Annotated in this window: 18 protein-coding genes and 2 pseudogenes; 7 read left to right on the top strand and 13 right to left on the bottom strand. The window is 70.6% G+C overall.

Going from position 1 to position 19,816, the window contains the following annotated elements:
* Positions 1-20: 20 nt before the first annotated feature.
* Genes Q2K21_RS16730 through Q2K21_RS16715 form a run of 4 tightly spaced genes read right to left on the bottom strand, consistent with a single transcriptional unit; the run spans position 21 to position 4,703 of the window.
* Positions 21-944, bottom strand: coding sequence for a carbamate kinase (locus tag Q2K21_RS16730; protein ID WP_310771536.1), 924 nt, complete (start codon positions 942-944; stop codon positions 21-23).
* Positions 945-947: 3 nt separating this feature from the next.
* Positions 948-1,949, bottom strand: coding sequence for an ornithine carbamoyltransferase (gene argF / locus Q2K21_RS16725; protein WP_310771534.1), 1,002 nt, complete (start codon positions 1,947-1,949; stop codon positions 948-950).
* 19 nt (positions 1,950-1,968) lie between these two features.
* Complete coding sequence (locus Q2K21_RS16720; protein WP_310771532.1) at positions 1,969-3,183, bottom strand: arginine deiminase; 1,215 nt, start codon at positions 3,181-3,183, stop codon at positions 1,969-1,971.
* Between the two features lie 29 nt (positions 3,184-3,212).
* Positions 3,213-4,703 (bottom strand): APC family permease, encoded by a 1,491-nt coding sequence (locus Q2K21_RS16715; RefSeq protein ID WP_310771529.1) that lies wholly within the window; start codon positions 4,701-4,703, stop codon positions 3,213-3,215.
* 244 nt (positions 4,704-4,947) lie between these two features.
* On the opposite strand from Q2K21_RS16715, the gene Q2K21_RS16710 reads away from it, so the two are divergent.
* Together Q2K21_RS16710 and Q2K21_RS16705 are read left to right on the top strand one after the other, a co-directional pair.
* Positions 4,948-5,403 carry a Crp/Fnr family transcriptional regulator gene (locus tag Q2K21_RS16710; protein WP_310771527.1) on the top strand — a complete coding sequence of 152 codons (456 nt, stop codon included), beginning with the start codon at positions 4,948-4,950 and terminating at the stop codon, positions 5,401-5,403.
* 27 nt (positions 5,404-5,430) lie between these two features.
* Positions 5,431-6,135, top strand: coding sequence for a CBS domain-containing protein (locus Q2K21_RS16705; RefSeq protein WP_310771525.1), 705 nt, complete (start codon positions 5,431-5,433; stop codon positions 6,133-6,135).
* A 156-nt stretch (positions 6,136-6,291) separates the two neighbouring features.
* Here the strand turns inward: Q2K21_RS16705 and Q2K21_RS16700 are convergent, their stop codons facing one another.
* Complete coding sequence (locus Q2K21_RS16700; RefSeq protein WP_310771523.1) at positions 6,292-6,984, bottom strand: response regulator transcription factor; 693 nt, start codon at positions 6,982-6,984, stop codon at positions 6,292-6,294.
* Between the two features lie 306 nt (positions 6,985-7,290).
* Between Q2K21_RS16700 and Q2K21_RS16695 the strand changes: the two genes are divergently transcribed.
* Together Q2K21_RS16695 and adhE are read left to right on the top strand one after the other, a co-directional pair.
* The gene (locus Q2K21_RS16695; RefSeq protein WP_310771521.1) at positions 7,291-7,689 is read left to right on the top strand and encodes a hypothetical protein; all 399 of its coding nucleotides are present in this window, start codon (positions 7,291-7,293) and stop codon (positions 7,687-7,689) included.
* Positions 7,690-7,922: 233 nt separating this feature from the next.
* Positions 7,923-10,568, top strand: a complete 2,646-nt coding sequence (gene adhE / locus Q2K21_RS16690) for a bifunctional acetaldehyde-CoA/alcohol dehydrogenase (RefSeq protein ID WP_310771519.1) — start codon at positions 7,923-7,925, stop codon at positions 10,566-10,568.
* A gap of 462 nt (positions 10,569-11,030) precedes the next feature.
* Here adhE and Q2K21_RS16685 read toward each other — a convergent pair whose 3' ends face one another.
* From Q2K21_RS16685 to Q2K21_RS16665, 5 genes and pseudogenes are all read right to left on the bottom strand, one after another.
* Complete coding sequence (locus Q2K21_RS16685; RefSeq protein ID WP_310771516.1) at positions 11,031-11,873, bottom strand: universal stress protein; 843 nt, start codon at positions 11,871-11,873, stop codon at positions 11,031-11,033.
* Between the two features lie 112 nt (positions 11,874-11,985).
* Entirely contained in the window at positions 11,986-12,699 is a 714-nt protein-coding gene (gene pflA / locus Q2K21_RS16680) for a pyruvate formate-lyase-activating protein (RefSeq protein WP_310781038.1), read from the bottom strand.
* A 32-nt stretch (positions 12,700-12,731) separates the two neighbouring features.
* The gene (pflB, locus tag Q2K21_RS16675; protein WP_310771514.1) at positions 12,732-14,993 is read right to left on the bottom strand and encodes a formate C-acetyltransferase; all 2,262 of its coding nucleotides are present in this window, start codon (positions 14,991-14,993) and stop codon (positions 12,732-12,734) included.
* A gap of 181 nt (positions 14,994-15,174) precedes the next feature.
* Positions 15,175-15,612 (bottom strand): annotated as a pseudogene (locus Q2K21_RS16670) (pyridoxamine 5'-phosphate oxidase family protein); the annotation flags it as partial.
* A gap of 172 nt (positions 15,613-15,784) precedes the next feature.
* Positions 15,785-16,123, bottom strand: a complete 339-nt coding sequence (locus tag Q2K21_RS16665) for a sensor histidine kinase (RefSeq protein WP_310771512.1) — start codon at positions 16,121-16,123, stop codon at positions 15,785-15,787.
* Between the two features lie 386 nt (positions 16,124-16,509).
* Here Q2K21_RS16665 and Q2K21_RS16660 point away from each other — a divergent pair, with 386 nt between their 5' ends.
* Positions 16,510-17,082: an Rv1733c family protein gene (locus Q2K21_RS16660; protein ID WP_310771510.1), complete on the top strand. Its 573-nt coding sequence runs from the start codon at positions 16,510-16,512 to the stop codon at positions 17,080-17,082.
* Positions 17,083-17,476: 394 nt separating this feature from the next.
* Here the strand turns inward: Q2K21_RS16660 and Q2K21_RS16655 are convergent, their stop codons facing one another.
* Both Q2K21_RS16655 and Q2K21_RS16650 read right to left on the bottom strand, forming a co-directional pair.
* A complete protein-coding gene (locus Q2K21_RS16655) occupies positions 17,477-17,806 on the bottom strand; it encodes a carboxymuconolactone decarboxylase family protein (protein ID WP_310771508.1) in 330 nt (109 codons plus the stop codon).
* A gap of 131 nt (positions 17,807-17,937) precedes the next feature.
* Positions 17,938-18,102: a hypothetical protein gene (locus Q2K21_RS16650; protein ID WP_310771506.1), complete on the bottom strand. Its 165-nt coding sequence runs from the start codon at positions 18,100-18,102 to the stop codon at positions 17,938-17,940.
* An 86-nt stretch (positions 18,103-18,188) separates the two neighbouring features.
* On the opposite strand from Q2K21_RS16650, the gene Q2K21_RS16645 reads away from it, so the two are divergent.
* Positions 18,189-18,470: a hypothetical protein gene (locus Q2K21_RS16645; RefSeq protein WP_310781411.1), complete on the top strand. Its 282-nt coding sequence runs from the start codon at positions 18,189-18,191 to the stop codon at positions 18,468-18,470.
* Here Q2K21_RS16645 and Q2K21_RS16640 read toward each other — a convergent pair.
* On the bottom strand, positions 18,382-19,290 hold the full coding sequence (locus Q2K21_RS16640) for an MFS transporter (protein ID WP_310771504.1): 909 nt from the start codon (positions 19,288-19,290) through the stop codon (positions 18,382-18,384). The genes Q2K21_RS16645 and Q2K21_RS16640 overlap by 89 nt on opposite strands.
* A gap of 53 nt (positions 19,291-19,343) precedes the next feature.
* Between Q2K21_RS16640 and Q2K21_RS16635 the strand changes: the two are divergent.
* Positions 19,344-19,547 (top strand): annotated as a pseudogene (locus Q2K21_RS16635) (transposase); the annotation flags it as partial.
* Positions 19,548-19,816: the final 269 nt, after the last annotated feature.

Genomic DNA, 19,816 nt, shown 5'->3' with positions numbered 1-19,816 from the left:
CGTATGTGGACCGGTGCCGTTCAGCCGGCGGTGAGCTCCGGGCGGACCAGGGTGCCGGAGCGGCCGTGGACGATCTCGTACGCGGCGTCCAGCGCTCCGATCGCGGCCAGTCCTCCCGTGCGTTCCACGAAGCGGGCGGCGGCCTCGGTCTTCGGTCCCATGGAGCCGTCCGGGAAGCCCCCGTGGCGCAGTTCGGCGGGAGTGGCATCGGGGACGGGTCGCTGGTCGGGGGTGCCGTACCGCTCGTACACGCAGGGCACGTCGGTGAGGATGAGGAGGAAGTCCGCCTTCAGGTCCTCGGCGAGGAGGGCGGCCGTGAGGTCCTTGTCGACGACGGCCTCGACGCCGGTCAGGGCACCGGAGTCGCGGTCGGCGGTGACGGGAACGCCGCCACCGCCGGCACAGATCACCAAGGCGCCGAGACCGAGCAGGTCGTCAACGGTGTCGGTCTCCAGGATCCGTTCGGGTGACGGGGAGGGCACGACACGGCGCCAGCCGGTGGTGTCCCGGGCGATGTGCCAGCCGCGCTTGCGGGCGAGCTTCTCGGCCATGGCGCGGGAGTAGACCTGGCCGACGAACTTCGTGGGCCGGTCGAACGCGGGGTCGTCGGCCCGCACGAGCGTGTGCGTGACGAGTGCGGCGATCCGTCGGCCCGGCAGGGCGTCGTGCAGGGTGCGGGCCAGCAGGGAGCCAATCATGCCCTGCGTCTGCGCGCCGAGCAGGTCGAGGGGGTATGGGGCACTGAGCGCCCGGTCGGCCTCGCTCTCCATGGCGAGCAGCCCGATCTGTGGTCCGTTGCCGTGCGTGATGACCAACTCGTGTTCCCGGGCGAGGACGGCCAGGGCGGTGGCCACGCCCTCGATGTTGGTCTGCTGGACGGCCGCGTCGGGGCGGTCGCCGCGGTGCAACAGGGCGTTGCCGCCGAGAGCGGCTACGATGCGCATGGTTCAGTCCTCCAGGGTGGCGACGAGCACGGCCTTGATGGTGTGCAGGCGGTTCTCCGCCTGGTCGAACACGATCGAGGCCGGCGAGGAGAAGACCTCGTCGGTGACCTCCAGCCCGTTCAGGCCGTAGGTGGCGAGCAGTTCCCGGCCGAGCCGCGTCCCCTCGTCGTGCAGGGACGGCAGGCAGTGCAGGAACTTCACGTCGGGGTTCTCGGTGGCCGCGAGTGTCTTGTCGTTCACCTGGTACGGCAGGAGCAGGTCGATCCGCTCGCGCCAGGTCTCGGGGGGCTCCCCCATGGAGACCCAGACGTCGGTGTGCAGGAAGTCGGCGCCGCGCACGGCGGTCTCGACGTCCTCGGTGAGGGTGATGCGGGCTCCGCTTCGCCCGGCAAGCACCCGGCAGGTGTCGACCAGGCTGCCCTGCGGCCACAGCGCGCGGGGAGCGGCGATACGCACGTCCATACCCAGCAACGCGCCCATCGCGAGCAGGGAGTTGCCCATGTTGTTGCGGGCGTCACCCAGGTAGCAGTAGCTGATGTCCGTGAGCGGCTTGGTGCTGTGCTCGCGCATGGTGAGCACGTCGCACAGGCTCTGGGTGGGGTGGGCGGTGTCGGTCAGTCCGTTGTAGACGGGAACGCCGGAGTAGGCGGCGAGTTCGGTGACGATCGACTGGGCGGAGCCCCGGTACTCGATGGCGTCGAACATGCGGCCGAGGACGCGGGCGGTGTCGGCGACGGACTCCTTGTGGCCGACGTGGGTGTCACCCGGGCCGAGGTAGGTGGTGGTGGCGCCCTGGTCGGCCGCGGCCACCTCGAAGGCGCAGCGCGTGCGGGTGGAGCTCTTCTCGAAGAGCAGGGCGATGTGTCTGCCGGTGAGCCGGGGTTGTTCGGTGCCGGCGCGGCGGGCCGCCTTGAGGTCGGCGGCGAGGACGAGGAGGTGGTGGATCTCGGCGGCGGTGAAGTCGAGTTCGCTGAGGTAGGAACGGCCTCGCAGGTCGACGGTCATGATGGTGTCCTTCCGGGGGTCAGGCGACCGGGTCGCGTTCGATGGGGCAGCTCATGCAGCGGGGACCGCCCCGGCCGCGGCCGAGCTCGGCACCGGCGATGGTGACGACCTCGATGCCCTGCTTGCGCAGATACGTGTTGGTGGTGACGTTGCGTTCGTAGCCGACGACGACGCCGGGGGCGACGGCGAGGAAGTTACTTCCGTCGTCCCACTGTTCGCGCTCGGCGCCCCGGACGTCCTGCGGCGCGGAGAGCATGCGGACCTTGTCCAGGTCCAGGGCCTCGGCGAGCGCGGTGGCCAGGTCGGAGTCCGGAGTCACCTCGAAGCCGGTCTCGCGGGCGTCGCTGGGTGTGAGGGTCCAGGAACGCAGGGAGTCGGCCAGACCCGGGTAGATGACGAAGGCGTCGCGGTCGAGCATGGTCAGCACCGTGTCGAGGTGCATGTAGGCACGGGCGGCGGGCAGTTGGACCGCGATCAGGCGACTGGCCGTGCCGCTCGTGAACAGCCGGGCAGCCAGGTTCTCCACGGCCTGGGCCGTGGTGCGCTCACCCATGCCGACCATGACGGCGCCGTTGCCGAGGACGTGTACGTCACCGCCCTCCAGCGTGCCCACGGCACCGTCGAGCAGCGGCTTCGGCGCGACCCCCGCGAACATCGGGTGGAAGCGGTAGATCGCCTCCGCGTGCAGGCTCTCGCGGCGCCGGGCCGGCTTGGCCATCGGGTTCACGGAGAGCTTGTCGTACATCCAGCACGAGTTGTCGCGCGGAAAGAGGTGGTTGGGCAGCGGGGTGAACGCGAAGTCGTCGGTGTGGAGCGCGCTCCACACCAGGCTGTGCGGGTCGGCCAGCGGTAGATCACACTTGAGCAGCCCGCCGATGAGGTAGCCGGCGAGCGTCTCGCCGTCCAGCTCGGCGCACAGTCCACGCACCGGGTCGATGAGGGCCGGCCCGACGATGCCCGGGGTGACGACCCGGTCGAGGAGCCACTCGCGGGCCTCGGGGGCGTCGAGGGTCTGGGCGAGCAGGTCGGCGAAGTAGTGGACGCGGGCGCCGTGGTCGCGCAGGACCTGGGCGAAGGCGTCGTGCTCCTCACGGGCTCGCTTGGCCCACAGGATGTCGTCGAAGAGCAGGGCGTCGACGTTGCGTGGGGTGAGGCGGGAGAGTTCGAGGCCGGGGCGGTGCAGGATCACCTGGCGCAGGCGGCCGACCTCGGAGTCGACATGAAAGGTGTTCATCGCGGCAGTTCCTTCGAGCGTGTGGGTGGTCAGTCGTGGTGGCGGAGATCGCCCCGCCTGCGCACCCCGCCGATGCGGTCGGTGCGCAGTCCCCGGGAGAGCCGCCGGGCCGGCCCGGGCGTCTCGGGTGCCCGCTCCTGCTGGGCCGGGATCGCCGCGGCCCGAGCGTCGACCACCTGGTCGTCGACGGCCTGGCCCCGCTTGAGCCAGACGTACACCGGCACGCCCAGCAGCAGGACGAACAGCCCGTAGTAGACGGTCTGGTAGCCGCTGCCCTGGATCGACCAGTACGAAAAGGCGAGGGCGAGAGCGGCGACCGACGCGTCACGGGCCAGCCTCCGCCGGCTGGGCTGCTGTCCGCCGTGCCCGAGCAACCAGTACAACTGGGCGGCGGCGGAGAACAGGTAGGGGATCACCGCGGTCAGCACGCTCAGCAGCACGATCTTGGTGAAGACTTCGTCGAAGCGGGTGTAGCTGAACACGGTGATCAGGGAGGCCAACACCGTGGAGGCCACGATGCCGAAGACGGGGACGTCGTTCTCGCCGCGCAGCCGGGCGAAGGCCTGCGGGAAGAGTCCGTCGCGGGCTGCGGCGTACGGCATTTCCGCGCACAGCATGGTCCAGCCGTTGAGGGCACCGATCCCGGAGATGATCGCGGCGACGGCGACGATGTCACCGGCCCAGGTTCCGCCGAAGATGGCGTTCGCGGCGTCCGTGAAGGGCGCGCTCGAGTCACCCAGCTTGCCGTGGGCGACGGTACCGAAGACGGCGAGCGTGCCCAGAATGTAGATCACCGCGCAGACGAGGGTGCCGTAGACCGTGGCGCGCGGAACGTTGCGTCTCGGCTCCTGGACCCGCCCGGCGACGACCGAGGCGGCCTCCAGACCGAGGTAGCTGAACAGGGCGATGGCCCCCGCGGCCGAGATCGCACCCAGCGCCGACTGCCCGCTGGCGTTGAAGGGGCCGAAGTTGTGGGAGTCGATGAAGAGCAGCCCGACGGTGGCCATGAAGACGAGCGGGACGAACTTCAGCACGGTCGTGAGGAGCTGGAAGGCACCCGTGTTGCGGACGCCGGTGAGGTTGACCGCGGCGGGGATCCACAGCCCGATCAGCGCGAGCGTCACTGAAATCCACTTGTTGTGACCGGTGTTGACGAACACCTCGACGTAACCGACCCAGGCCACGACGATCGCGGCGTTGCCGGCCCAGGCAGTGATCCAGTACGACCAGGCGTTGAGGAATCCGGCGAACTCACCGAACGCCTCACGGGCGTAGACGTACGGCCCGCCGCTCGCCGGAACCCGCTTGGACAGCGCGCCGAAGGTCAGCGCAAGCGCGAGCGCGCCAAGGGTGACGACGACGAACGCGACGAGGGAGATCGGTCCGTAGGGGGCCAGGGCGGAGGGCAGAGCGAAGACTCCGGTGCCGACGATGCTTCCGATCACGAGCGCGGAGGCGGCAGGCAGGCCGAGCGCCGCCGTCGGCCCCGTCCCCTTTCCGTCTCGTCTGGATCCGGACATGACGTACTCCTTGCGCGGTGCGTCAGGGTGGGTCGATCTGCGGACGATCTTTCTGCGCCCCGCCGCACAAGGTCAGTGGCCGCAAGGCCCCCGCTTCCGGCCCGATGGTCCCGGCCCCGAGGCCCACCCGGCCGGGCTCGGGACGGGCGGCCCGTGCTCCGGGGTCCAAAGGCCCTCGTCCGGACCCGACCGCCGTCACACGCTGAAAGGGTCAGGATTCCTCAACCCGTCCGGGAGGCGGGCCATGAACACCCCGACCCTGCTGCGCGCGCTGCCCGCCGACCGCCGGCAACGGCTCATGAGCCTGGCCCGCGACGTGTCTTTCCCGCCGGGAACGCGCATCTTCGACGAGGGCGCCCGAGCGGACCGGTTCTGGATCATCCGCACCGGCTCCATCGCGCTCGACACCCACGTGCCCGGCCGGCGCCGCGCCGTCATCGAGATCCTCGGCCCTGGCGAACTGGTCGGCCTGTCCTGGCTTTTCACGCCACATGCGTGGCATCTGGGTGCCATGACCGTGACACCGATGCGAGCTCACGAGTTCGACGCCGCGGCCGTCCACTCCCTGTGCGATGCCGACCCGCCACTCGGTCAGGCCGTCACCCGGTGGGCCGGCGAGGTGCTCGCCCACCGCTTGCGGTCCACCCGGACCCGGCTGCTCGACCTTTATGCCCCGTACGGCGCCGGCAGCGCCGTCTGAGGACGTCGGAACACCGAAGGAGTCACCATGCACGGCACCCCGCACATCGTCAGTGATGTCATGTCTCACACGGTCGCCGCGGTCGGCCGGCAGGCCTCCTTCAAGGAGATCGTGCGGCTGATGCGGGACTGGAAGGTCAGCGCCCTGCCCGTCCTTGAGGGTGAGGGCCGCGTGGTGGGCGTCGTCTCGGAGGCGGACCTGCTGCCGAAGGAGGAGTTCCGCGACAGCGACCCCGACCGGGTCACCCAGCTGCGTCGCCTCGGTGATCTGGCGAAGGCGGGCGGACTCACCGCGGAGGACCTGATGACCTCCCCCGCCCTGACCGTCCGGGCGGACGCGACGCTCGCCCAGGCCGCCCACGCCATGGCGCACGCCCACGTCAAGCGGCTCCCCGTCATCGACGAGGTGGGCATGCTGGAGGGCCTCGTCAGTCGCGGTGACCTGCTGAAGGTGTTCCTGCGCGACGACGAGGAAATCGCCGAGGAGGTGCGCCGCGAGGTCGTGTCGTACCTCTTCCCCGGCCCGGCGTCGGTCGTGCGGGTGGAGGTGAAGGACGGCGTCGTCACGCTCGTCGGGCACGCCCGGGACGCATCCCTCGTCCCGGTGGCCGCGCGGCTGGTCCGTGCCGTCGAGGGCGTGGTCGACGTGGAGTTCGAACCGACCGCAGCCGACCGCACGACGGATCCCGTCGCCGCTGCCGCGAAGGGCGAGGGAACCTTGTCGTCGGCATGACCGACGGCGCGACGCGAGGGTGCCCGGCCGACGCGATCGGCCGGGCACCCCACCTGCTCACTACTCACCCAGCCACCCCACCTGCTCACTACTCACCCAGCACGGCGAAGGGCCGTACATCGCAGCGGGCGCAGGACACCAGGCACCGCTCCGCCGTCAGCGGCTGTTCTGCTTCTGCCGGTCCCTGACCCGTGTGGCGATCACGGCCGCCTGGACGCGGCGCTCCACCCCGAGCTTGGCGAGGAGGCGGGAGATGTGGTTCTTCACCGTCTTCTCGGCAAGATAAAGGCGCTGCCCGATCTGCCGGTTGGTGAGACCTTCGCCGATCAGAGCCAGGATCTCCCGCTCCCGGTCGGTCAGCCCGGGCAGCGCGTCCGGGTCCTCCTCCTGCTGCTGACCGCCGCGCAGCCGCGCCATCAACTTGGTGGTGGCGCTCGCGTCCAGCAGCGACTGGCCGGCGGCCACGGTACGCACGGCCGAGACCAGGTCCGAGCCCTGGATCTGCTTCAGGACGTACCCGGAGGCGCCCGCCATGATCGCGTCCAGCAGTGCCTCCTCGTCGTCGAAGGAGGTCAGCATCAAGCAGGCCAGCTCCGGCATGCGGGAACGCAGCTCCCGGCACACGGTCACACCGTCGCCGTCGGGAAGCCGGACGTCCAGCACCGCCACATGCGGGCGCAGCGCGGGGACGCGCACCAGGGCCTGTTCCGCCGTGCCGGCCTCACCGATCACCTCGATGTCCGGCTCGTCGTTCAGCAGGTCGCGCACGCCACGCCGGACCACCTCGTGGTCGTCCATCAGGAAAACCCGGATCGGGTTCTCGGGGCCGTGCTGCTCGCTGTCTGCCATCAATCGCTCCCTGTTCCGGCGTGCCTCACCGAGGTCCGATTCTGAACGGTGTCGGTTCCCCTCCCGGGATCTTGCTCCCATCCGCGCGGATGGACCAGGGCCGGTGGGCCCTGTTCTCTCCCAGTTTCCCGTACCCGGCTTCGGGTATCCGGCGCGGTTACGGAGGCCGCCCGGCGCCCCGGGCCGACCTGCGGGCCGGGGGCAGGGGACTTCCGGCCCGCCCGCGGGGACCTGACAGCCCTGGGCACGGCCCGTTCCGCGCAGAAGTCTGGAGCCACCACCGACGATCAAGAAGGAGCAGAGCACATGACTGCGAAGGACACGGAAACACGTGCCGACACCGCCGTCGCCGTACAGGTGCGGGCCGAAGGGGACGTGGACGAGCAGGCGCTGGCCTACCTCCGGACGAAGATCGACGCGGTCCTCGGCCGGCCGGGGATCCCTGCGGCCCGCGGCGAGGTGAGGATCACCAAGGCAACCGCACGCCACACCGAGCAGCCCTGGTCGGCCGGGGCCGAGCTGGTCCTGGGGGACGCCCGCGTGGTCGTGCACGCCCGGGAGGCGACGGCGCACGAACTGGCGGACCGGCTGCAGGACCTGCTGCGCAGCCAGATGACCAGGGTGCTGCACCGCCGGGAGGAGGCCCGCAGGTCGGCCACTCCGCCTCCGTGGCGCGGCGGCCCGGCCGGCGACCGACGCGGTTAGACCTTCGGCGGCGGCCAGTCGGGACGTCGACCGGATGGCCTCGCCGCACTCCGACCGCCGCCCGTCCTACCCGCAGCCGTGCCGGTCAGGCCCCCGACAGGGACCATCGGCACCTGGGGGTGAAGGGCGGACCGCACGAGAGTCGAGGTGTGGGCGGCACCGATCCCGCGGTGCCGCCCACACCGCCCGCCGCCGACCACGCCCGGCGGCTCCTCAAAGGGAGGCCCACCCCCATGACCCGTCACGACGCCGGAACCGAGGCGGCGGCCAGCGCCGACGCACCCTCGGACATCGCCATCGCCGTGGACCGGCTGGTCACCAATGGACTCAAGGCGCTCGCCGACTACGACGCCCTCGCCCAGGAGCAGGTCGACCACATCGTCAAGAAGGCCTCGGTCGCCGCCCTGGACCACCACACCGCGCTGGCGAGGTCGGCAGTCGAGGAAACAGGACGCGGGGTCTTCGAGGACAAGGCGGCCAAGAACATGTTCGCGTGCGAGCACGTCACGCACAGCATGGGCCGGATGAAGACCGTCGGGGTCATCGCCCGGGACGACATCGAGGACATGGTCGAGGTGGCCGAACCGGTCGGTGTGGTCTGCGCGGTCACGCCCGTCACCAACCCGACCTCCACCACCGTGTTCAAGGCTTTGATGGCGCTGAAGACGCGCAATCCGGTCGTGTTCGCCTTCCACCCCTCCGCCCAGCGGTGCAGTGCGCAGGCGGCGCGGGTCGTCCGGGACGCGGCGGTGGCCGCCGGCGCTCCGGAGCACTGTGTGCAGTGGATCGAGACACCGTCCGTCGAGGCGACCGGCATCCTGATGCGCCATTCCGGCGTCTCGCTGATCCTCGCCACCGGCGGCAACGCCATGGTCAGGGCCGCCTATTCGGCGGGCAAGCCCGCCCTTGGAGTGGGCGCGGGCAACGTGCCGGCGTACGTGCACAAGAGCGCCAGGCTGCGCCGGGCCGTCAACGACCTGGTGCTGTCCAAGTCCTTCGACAACGGCATGATCTGCGCCTCCGAGCAGGCCGTGATCCTGGACAAGGAGATATACGACGCGGCGCTGGCCGAGTTCCGCAGGCTGCACGCCCATCTGGCGACCGCGGAGGAGAAGGCGAAGCTGGAGGCGTTCCTCTTCCCGGCCGGCGGGGCGAACGCGGGCTGCGAGCCGAAGGTGAACGCCGCGGCCGTCGGCCGGAGCCCGGCGTGGATCGCCGAGCAGGCCGGATTCACCGTGCCCGAGGACACCTCGCTGATCCTCGTCGAGGCCGAACGGGTCGGTCCGGAAGAGCCGTTGACCCGGGAGAAGCTCTGCCCGGTGCTCGCCGTACTGCGGGCCGGCTCCGAGCAGCAGGGCTTCGACCTGGCCGCCGACATGGTCGCCTTCCACGGTCAGGGGCACAGCGCCGTCATCCACACGGAGGACCCGGCGCTGGCGGAGGCGTACGGCAGCCGCATGAAGACCGTCCGGATCATCGTCAACTCGCCCTCGTCACAAGGGGCCATCGGCGGCATCTACAACAGTCTGCTGCCGTCCCTGACCCTCGGCTGCGGCTCCTGGGGCAGCACCTCGGTGTCCGACAACGTCTCCGCCGCCCAGCTGCTGAACATCAAGCGGGTCTCCAGCCGCCGCAACAACCTGCAGTGGTTCAAGGTGCCGCCGAAGATCTACTTCGAGCCGCAGTCCATCCGCTATCTGACCTCCATGCCGGACGTCCACCGCGTCACCATCGTCACCGACGCGACCATGACCCGGCTCGGTTTCGTCGACCGCGTCAACCGTGTCCTGCAGCGGCGTCACGAGCCCGTCACCGTGCAGATCATCGACAACGTCGAACCGGAGCCCAGCATCGACTCCGTGCAGCGCGGCGCCCGGCTGATGCGGGACTTCCGCCCGGACACCGTTATCGCGCTCGGCGGCGGCTCCCCGATGGACGCGGCGAAGGTGATGTGGCTGCTGTACGAGCACCCGGATGTCGACTTCGCCGACATGCGGCAGAAGTTCTCCGACATCCGCAAGCGAGCCTTCCGCTTTCCGCCGCTCGGTGCCCGCGCACGCCTGGTCTGCATTCCCACCACCTCCGGCACCGGAGCCGAGGTCACCCCCTTCGCGGTCATCTCCGACCCGACGACCGGCAAGAAGTACCCGCTGGCCGACTACGCGCTCACCCCCAGCGTGGCGATCGTCGACCCGCTGCTCACCACCGACCTGCCTCCGGCCCTGGCCGCCGACAGCGGCTTCGACGCCCTCACCCACGCCATCGAGTCGTATGTGTCCGTGTACGCCAACGACTTCACCGACGGCCTGGCCCTGCACGCGATCCGGCTGATCTTCGCCAACATCGAGGCGGCCGTCAACGACCACACCGCGCGCCCTGATGCGCGGGAGAAGATGCACAACGCGGCCACCATCGCCGGCATGGCCTTCGGCAACGCCTTTCTCGGCATCGTGCACGCCATGTCCCACACCCTGGGCGCCACCTTCCACATCGCGCACGGCCGGACCAACGCGGTCCTGCTGCCGCATGTGATCCGCTACAACGGCACCGTGCCGACGAAACTGACGGGATGGCCGAAGTACGAGAACTACCGGGCTCCCGAACGCTTCCAGGAGATAGCCTCCGCCCTCGGCCTGCCGGCCGCCACTACGGACGAGGGGGTGGAGTCCCTCGCCCGTGCGGTCGAGCACCTGCGCGACGCCGTCGGCATCGAGCGGTCGTTCCAGGAACTGGGCGTCGACGAGCGGTCCTTCCTCGACGCGCTGCCCCGACAGGCGCTGAACGCCTACGAGGACCAGTGCGCGCCCGCCAACCCGCGTATGCCCATGCTCGACGACATGCAGAAGATCATGCGCGCCGCCTATTACTGGGCGGGGTGACGGGTCGACCGGACCTCGGGCCAGGGCCGAAGCGTCCTGGCCCGAGGGTCCTGGGGTGGATCCACTGATCTGATGCGTCTGTCCGCAGGCGTGCACCCGCGCATCCCGCCGCGGACAGGCGCCCGTTCGCATCCGGGCACGTCGACCAGAGACAGACGGCAGTGAGCAACGCGACCGTACGGAAACCCGTTATGACCACCGACGCCACCCGAGCCGTTCCCGCCGGGCCGCGCCGAAGTATCGAACTGGACCGCGACGAGGCCCCCCGGCTGCTGGGCAGCGTCTCCCTCGGCCGGAGCGTCTTCGCCGGCACGCATCGCACTGCCCACCGTGCGTCCGGTGAACCACGTTCTGGACTCTCTGTTCGGCGACGGCTGACCGAGGCACAGCTGCCCCGGGCAACCCCGGCCGCGCGTGAACCGCCTGTCGGCTGTCCAGCCGACAGGCGGTTCACGGACGGGCTCAGACGCGCGGGACCACCGCCACCGGTGCCGAGCTGTGCTCCAGGACGACCTGGGCGACCGGACCGATCGCGGCGCCGACGGGCATCCGGCGCTCGGCGCGGCCGACCACTACCAGGGACGCGTCAGCGGAGGCCTCGGCCAGATGCGTACCGGCCGTGCCGATCACGGCCTGTGCGGCCACCTCCACACCGGGGAACTTCTCCCGCCAGGGATCCAGCAGTTCGCACAGGCTGTGTCCGTCTGCCGCCGGAGACTGCCACGTGCCGCCTCCGTCGGGGGCGTACGGCTCCGGACTCCAGCCGTGGACGACGCGCAGCCTCGCCGCGCGACGCGAGGCGGCGTCGAACGCGAGCTCGATCACCGCCTCATGCGGATCCTTCAGATCCAGACCCAGGACGACGTCGGAGTACGCGGTCGCCTGCGACGTCATGCCGGGGCCGCCGGTCCTGTGCTCGCCCTGGTGGTGTCCGCCCGGCACGAGGACGACGGGCCGCCGGCTGCGCCCCGCGACCGCGAGCGCGACGGACCCGGCCAGGAGACCCGCGACGCCACCGCCCGGACCATGCGAGCCGAGTACCACCAGCTCGGCATCCTCGGCCGCAGCGAGCAGCGCGGAGACCGGATCGGCGGCGACGCGGTCGCTGTCGATCCGCAGGTCCGGGTGGCGGCGCGCGATCCTCGCTTCGGCTTCGCTCAGGGAGCGGTCCGCCTCGGCAGGATGCCGTACGGCATGGACCAGACGCAGCGGGACGTCGCGGTACCGGGCCTCCCGGACAGCCCAGTCGACGGCGACGAGGGAACCGGGCGAACCGTCCACGCCGACGGTGATGGTGCGGGGCACGCTGGAACTCCTTCTCGGTGTGAACTCAGTCTCGTCACAGGAGAGTTGAGGTCGCAGAGGCCACTGGTCCCGACGTGGGGGCCGGGCGGCCCCGGACCCGAGAGGTCCCGGCTCACAGCGCCCGCAGGCCGTGCTCGCGGAACTGCTCCCGCACTCGTTCCACCAGCTCCGGGTCGGGCACGGGGGTGTCGCGCAGCGGGAAGTCGATGCCGAGGGCGTCGTACTTGTGGGCACCGAGTTTGTGGAACGGCAGGACGTCCACGCGGTCCACGGTGCCGAGCCCGGCGAGGAAGGCACCGAGACCGTCCACCGCGGACGGGTCGTCGGTCCAGCCGGGGACGAGGACGTACCGGATGTGCACGGGGACACCGAGCCGGTCCAGGCGGGTGGCGAAGGTGAGGGTGGGCGCCAGTTGGCCGCCGGTGAGCTTGCGGTAGGTGGGGACGTCGAACGACTTGATGTCCAGCAGCACCAGGTCGGTGTCGGCGAGGAGTTCGTCGGTGGCCCGCTCGCCCAGGAAGCCGGAGGTGTCGAGCGCGGTGTGCAGCCCGGCCGCCTTGCAGCGGTGCAGGACGGAGGCCGTGAAGGCGGGCTGGAGCAGCGGTTCCCCGCCGGTGATCGTCACCCCTCCCCCGGCCGTGGTGACGAAGCTGCGGTACTTCCCGATCTCCGCCATGACCTCGTCGACCGACGTCTCCCGGCCGTCCCGCATGTGCCAGGTGTCCGGGTTGGCGCAGTACAGGCAGCGCAGCGGGCAGCCGCTGACGAACAGCACGAACCGGGTCCCGGGACCGTCCACGCCGGTGGACAGGTCCCAGGAGTGCATCCGGCCGGTCACCGCCGGCGCCGTCGTGCCGTTCACAGCGATCCGTGGAAGGTGCGGTTGATCACGTCGAGTTGCTGCTCACGGGTGAGCCGGACGAAGTTGACGGCGTATCCGGACACCCGAATGGTCAGCTCGGGGTACTTCTCCGGGTGTTCCATGGCGTCCTCCAGGGTCGCCCTGTTCAGCACGTTGACGTTCATGTGGAAGCCGCCCGCGGCCATGTAGCCGTCGAGGACGCCGGCCAGGTTGCCCGGGCGTTCGGCGGGGTCGTGACCGAGTCCCTCGGGCGTGATGGTCGTTGTCAGGGAGATCCCGTCCCGGGCCTCCTCGTACGGCAGCTTCGCCACCGACAGCGCCGACGCGACGACCCCGTGCCGGTCCCGGCCGTTCATCGGGTTTGCGCCGGGTGCGAAGGGCTGTCCGGCGCGCCGGCCGTCGGGGGTGTTGCCGGTGTGCTTGCCGTACACCACGTTGGAGGTGATGGTCAGCACGGACTGGGTGTGCTCGGCGCCCCGGTAGGTGGGGTGCTTGCGCACCTTCGCCATGAACGACTCGACCAGGTCGACGGCAAGGGCGTCGGCGCGGTCGTCGTTGTTGCCGTACGCGGGGAACTCGCCCTCGGTCTCGTAGTCGACGGCGAGCCCGGTCTCGTCCCGGATCACCTTCACCCGGCCGTACTTGGCGGCGGACAGGCTGTCCACGGCCACCGACAGTCCGGCGATGCCGCAGGCCATGAAGCGGTGGACGGGGTGGTCGTGCAGCGCCATCTCGATGCGCTCGTAGGCGTACTTGTCGTGCATGTAGTGGATGACGTTGAGCGCGTCGACGTACGTCTCGGCCAGCCAGTCGAGCATCCGGTCGTACGCCGCCGACAGTTCGTCGTAGTCGAGGTGGTCGCCGGTGAGCGGGGCCATCTCGGACGCGATCTGCTCGCCGGTCATCTCGTCCCGGCCCCCGTTGATCGCGTACAGCAGGGCCTTGGCGAGGTTGACCCGGGCACCGAAGAACTGCATCTGCCTGCCGACCGCCATAGCGGAGACACAGCAGGCGATGGCGGTGTCGTCGCCGGTGCGAGGCCGCATCAGGTCGTCGGACTCGTACTGGATGGAGCTGGTGTCGATGGAGACCTGGGCGCAGAAGTGCTTGAACCCCTCCGGCAGGCGCGGCGACCACAGCACGGTCAGGTTCGGCTCCGGCGCGGGCCCGAGGTTGTACAGGGTCTGGAGGAAGCGGAACGATGTGCGGGTGACCAGCGGCCGGCCGTCGGCGCCGATACCGCCGATGGACTCCGTCACCCAGGTCGGGTCACCGGAGAACAGCGCGTCGTACTCCGGGGTGCGCAGGAACCGCACGATTCGCAGCTTGATCACGAAGTCGTCGATCAGCTCCTGGGCCCGCGTTTCATCAATGCGGCCCTCGTCCAGGTCTCGCTGGAGGTAAACGTCCAGGAAGGTCGAAGTGCGCCCCAGCGACATGGCGGCGCCGTTCTGCTCCTTCACGGCGGCCAGGAAGCCCAGGTAGAGCCACTGCACGGCCTCCTGCGCGGTCGCGGCGGGCCGGGAGACGTCGCAGCCGTACGACGCCGCCATCCGCGTCAGCTCACCCAGCGCGCGTATCTGCTCGGCCAGCTCCTCACGGTCCCGGATGACGTCCGGGGTGGAGGGCTGCGCGTCCAGGAGCGCTCGTTCGGCCCGCTTGGCCTCGATCAGCCGGTCGGTGCCGTAGAGCGCGACGCGCCGGTAGTCGCCGATGATCCGGCCACGGCCGTAGGCGTCGGGCAGCCCGGTGATGATGCCGGCCTTGCGGGCGGCCCGCATCTGGGGGGTGTAAGCGTCGAAGACGCCGTCGTTGTGGGTCTTGCGGTAGGTGCCGAAAACCTTGGCCACGAACGGGTCGGGCTCGTATCCGTAGGCCCTCAGCCCGTTCTCCACCATCCGCAGGCCGCCGTTCGGCATGATCGCCCGCTTCAGCGGGGCGTCGGTCTGCAACCCGACGATCAGCTCACGCTCCCGGTCGACATAGCCCGGGGCGTGCGAGGTGATCGTGGAAGGGGTGGCGGCGTCCACGTCGAGGATGCCCTTGCGCCGCTCCTCGGGAAACAGGGCGCTGACCCGGTGCCATACGGAGAGCGTGCGCTCCGTCGGGCCGGCCAGGAACTCCGGGCCGCCCTCGTACGGCGTGAAGTTGGCCTGGATGAAGTCACGCACGTCGACGCTCTCGCGCCACCGCGGTCCGGCGAAGCCCCGCCAGGCCTCGGTGGGCGCGGCCACGTCCGGGTGGGGTGCCACGGTCATCTCTGCCTCCGCATCGTTCGCGACACCGCTCAGGGAAGGTCCCCTGGGCGGCTCCACCGACGATGCTCCTCGCCCGTCACCACCGGGGGCAGGGCCTGCGGGAGCCCACCGCCGTACCGTTCGGCCCCACCGCTGTAGGGACGTTCGGTCCCGGTAGGCACAGGCGATCCACGGTGGTCAGGGCCGGCAGGGGCACGCCGTACAGCGTCCGGCCGCCGACGAGTGCCCGCCCCGTGACCAACTCGACTTCGATACGGACGAACACCTCGTCGGGCGACAGCGCCCAGGAACACAGGGTCATCCGCTCTAGGCGTCCGCGTTCCGTCCGGTCGGTCACGACCTCGGCCCGGCCGGTGACGACGACACTCCAGCCGGACTGTGGCACCACGTCGACGGCGTCCGCCTCGAAGGCGACGACCGCGCCGTCGACCGCGCGGGCCAGCTCGGACACCGCCGAGGTGCGCAGCAGCACCGCTCCGTCCGTGTCCAGCCCGAAGTTGACCGGCACGACCGCGGGCAGGGCCTGCCGTGTATAGACGACCCGGCCCACGGGAGCCGTCGCCAACAGGCGCAGGCACTCGGCGCGACCGAGTTCGTGGAAACCGTCGTTGGGATGCATGAGCCCGCCCTCCCTGGACCAGTGCAGGTGCTCTGTCCATGCTGAGCCCGGCCGCGGCCATGAGTGGGTGCCGCCTGTCCCACCCTGGCCGGAGAGTGGCCCACGGACGCACACCCGTGTGCCGGCGCGGAAGCGTACCGCTGCCGGCGGAGGCGACCCATCTGACCGGGCGTCACACGGTGCCGCGCGGGCGGATCAGCCTCCCGTCTGAGTGGTCTCGGGTGCCGGCGGGCAGAGGCACGGTCCACTCCAGGAGCGTGCCGGCCGGGTCGCGGGGAGCGACACGGAACGTACCGCCGAGTTCCTCGGCACGGGTGCGCAGGTTCGCGAGCCCGCTGCGGCGGGTGATGGCGGGGTCGACGCCACGTCCGTGGGCGGCGACGGTCAGCCGCAGTGTCCGGTCGAAGGCTTCGGCGGTGACCTCCACCGTCGTGGCCATGGCACGCCGGGCCGTATTGGACAGGGCTTCGCGCGGGACGGCGAGGAGGTGGCCGGCGTGGGTGGCGGGCACCGTCGGTGGCCAGCAGACCGGTCATACGCATGTTCTTGAACGCCGCACCCGTGCGCAGGGCGAAGACCCCCCTCCAGGTCATCACGTCGTTCACGAGGTGGGAGTGCCGTTGATGGTGTCCTCCGAAGGGCTGGTGCCGCTCCGCGACACCTACGGGCTGCGCCGACGAGCGGTCCGGTGACATGGGCCGAGCGGCCCCTTTCGGGGGTCCGCTCTGCCCACCAGCCGGGTCGCGTGGGGCTTCGCCACCGCCCAACTGGGCTGGATGGCCCTCGGGCACGACACGCAGGGCCGGACGTCCTTTCGGTCGGGCCCGTCGGCCTCTCGTGGGGTTGCCGAGACGAGGCCACCGTCGAAGCAGTCATCACAACGCGGAGGGTTCCGTTATGAGCAGCACGAAGCGGCTGTGGCGGTGGCGGAGCAATCCGCTGCGGAGGCAGGAGGACGTCATAGAGACCTGGGTGGTCCTGGCCGTCTGGTTCCTCATGGCGATCGGTGGCGCCATAACCGGCCTGGTGACGGTCCGCAGCGTCGAGCACGAGTACGCGGAGCAGCGCGCCCACCGGCATCCCGTCCAGGCCGTCCTCCTCGCCGACGCACCTCCTCGTATCGCCGGGGGCTGGTCGACGGACGGCCGTGTCCAGGGCACGGTGCGCTGGACGGCTGCCGACGGTACCTCCCGTTCCGGGCACACGCTGGTGGGCCCGGGTCTTGAGGCCGGAGCGCGTGTGACGGTCTGGGAGGACGGCCAGGGTCGGCTGGCACCCTCGGCGCCCACGGGCAGCGCCGAAGGACACCTCGAGGCGGCGCTCTTCGGTGGCGCTGCCGCCCTGGCAGTCGCGGTTCCGGTCTTCGGCGCGGGCGCCATCGCGCGAGCGCGGCTCGAGCAGCGGCGTATGGCCCACTGGGACCAGGAATGGGATCTGATAGGACGGCAGTGGGGCCCGAAGACGAGCTGATCCAGTCGCTTCCGGGTGAACCGGCGCCCATCGGAGTCGGAGTCCGAGTGGCACGGGATCCATGTACGCCTCGCGAATCAGGGCGAGCGACGTAGTCATCATCGCGGCCGCACCGGAACCCTGTATCAGTCGCGCGACGCCGTGGGAGTGCCAGGCGGTGCGGGCACCGGGCGAGAAGCGGACCGCGTTCGCGCGGGCGCGGGAGGGGTCCTCACCGCGGTAGATGACGTCGGCCCGCGCGTCGCCGGTGAACCACTCGGCCGGCAGCTTCATCGTCGGCGGCTTCTTCAACAGTTCCATGGTGTTACTCCGTACTCGTTGTGCGTGAGGCGCCGGCGGTCGCGGACGATGCGCGCGGCGGTGGGACAGGAAGCAGTCCGGATAGGCCGCCCGGTCAAGCGGCGGGGCCTTCGGTCTGCTCAACGATGCCCTTCAGCTGGGTGACGGCGGTCATGGCGGTGGGCCAGCCTGCGCAGAAGGCCAGGTGGGTCAGCGCCTCGCCGAGCTCCTCCTTGGTCAGGCCGTTCTCCAGGGCGAGCTTGAGGCGGAAGCCGAGTTGCTCGGTCCGGTACAGGGCCGCGAGCACGCTGACGGTAACCAGGCTGCGGTCCCGCGGGGACAGCTCAGGGCGCTCCCACACGTCACCGAAGAGGACTTCGTCCGTCAGCTCGACCAACTTGGGGGCCCCGGAGGCCAGGGCTTGCGGAGCGGTCTGCTTCGCCATGATGCAACTCCTTGGGTGAGGTAGGGGGTCGAAGGGCTTGCGGGGATCGCACATCGATTCCCCCTCCGGTCGGCTCCTCGGCGGTGACTGGGCCGGGCGGCCCACCGCGCTGGGTACTCCGTGAGCCCGGATCATTCGGCAAGCGGCTGGTGACGCCGCTTGAGCAGTGGGGTCGCCGCGGCGGTCGCCAGCAGCACGACGACGGTGATGACCAGGCTGGTACGCCGCCCCGGCAGGAAACCCGCCTGGCCCGCCAGCAGGGCGCCGAACACGGCGACCGCCAGGGCACCGCCCACCTGACGGGCTGTGTTGAGGATCCCGCTCGCGACCCCTGCCCGGGGGGGCGGGCACGTTGTCGAGCAGTTGCGCGGTCAGCGGCGGCATGATCAGCGGGCCACCGAGACCGACGGGGATCATCAGCACGGCGACCACCCACAGCGGCGCAGTCTCCGGCAGCACCGCCAGGACGACCATTCCCGCCGCCATCAGCAACAGCCCGCCCGTGATCGACACCCTGCGGCCGACCCTGCCCACCAGCCGGGTCGAAGCCGGCGTGAGCAGTGCGGAGAAGGCCATCATCGGCAGGAACGCGACCCCGGTCGCCATCGCCTACAGACCGCGCAGCTGCTGGAAGTACAGACTGAACAAGAACGGCATCCCGTAGAAGCCGACCATTGCGGAACATCTCCAGCGGCACCATCGGATGCGCGGTGCGGGACTCCGCCATGAGAAACGCCGTCATGCCGACGACCGTGAGGATCAGGGCGGCGATCACCCGGGGGGCCGTGAAACCGTCCGCGCCGGCTTCGATCACCCCGTACGTCAGTCCGCCCATCGCCGCGACGGCGGCCACCTGCCCGGCCCGGTCGAACGGCACCTTCCGGTGGGGGGACGGCTGGATGCGCACCAGCAGGGACAGGGCTACGACGCCGACGGGCACGTTGATGAAGAAGATCAGCCGCCAGCTGAGCTCGGTGAGCAGCGCCGGCGAGCGGACCGGCCGCGGCGGCCGCGGCGCCGCCCATCGCCCATACGGCCACCGCGCGAGCCCGGCGGCCCTGGTCGCCGTACACCTCTCTGATCAGCGCCAGCGTGGTGGGCATCACGATCGCCGCTCCGGCACCCTGCACGAAACGGGCCGCCACCAGGACACCGAGAGTCGGTGCCAGACCGCAGGCTGCGGAGGCGGCGACGAACACCGCTACCCCCGCGCCGAAAGCCCGTCGGGCCCCGATCCGGTCCGAGAGCGCGCCGGCCGACAGCAGCAGCGCGGCGAACATCAGGGTGTAGCCGTCCACCACCCACTGAAGTCCGGTCATCCCGCCGCCCAGCTCGTCCCGGATGGTGGGCAGGGCAACGTTGACGATCGTGGCGTCGAGCGTGACGACGAAGAAGCCGACCACGGCGGCGGCGAGAGCCGCGACCGTGTGACGGCTACGGTCCCCGGTCACCGGATCAGTGGCCGACCGCACAGTGGTGGGCATGTGTGTCTCCCAACGTGATCGAAGGGAAGCGGCCGGACGCGGGGACGATGATGCTCCAGGAACTCATCGAGGCCGAGGCGAGCGCGAGGATCGGCGCCGAGTGGAACGAGCACACCGACACGCGCACCGCGCTGCGCAACGGGCACCGGGACAAGACGCTGACCACGCAGGCCGGCGATCTGGACCTGGCCATACCCAAGCTGCGCTCGGACAGCTTCTTCCCCAGCCTGCTGGAGCGGCGCCGCCGTATCGACCAGGGTCGTATGCCGCGGTGGGCAGCTGCGGGATGCGCTTGCGACCCGTCTCGTCCAGTCGGTATGGCTCCTCGAGAGCCGAGTTCCATGCTTGGAGCGCAGGCGAATGTCGCTCTTCTGCCTCGTCTCGTCGGCGCTGATTCCTAGGTAGGCCGCGATCTGGGTCCAGGAGCTGCCGCGTTCGGCTTCGTAGATGACGGCCGGCGTCAGAGCCTGTTCGGCCTCTTCAACCAGTTGTCGGGCCTGCCTGGCGCGACCGGCGGGTCCGGTGT

Origin of the sequence: Streptomyces sp. CGMCC 4.7035 (assembly GCF_031583065.1) — a bacterium.
Lineage (GTDB): Bacteria > Actinomycetota > Actinomycetes > Streptomycetales > Streptomycetaceae > Streptomyces > Streptomyces yaanensis.
This window is presented reverse-complemented; position numbering and strand designations above follow the sequence as displayed.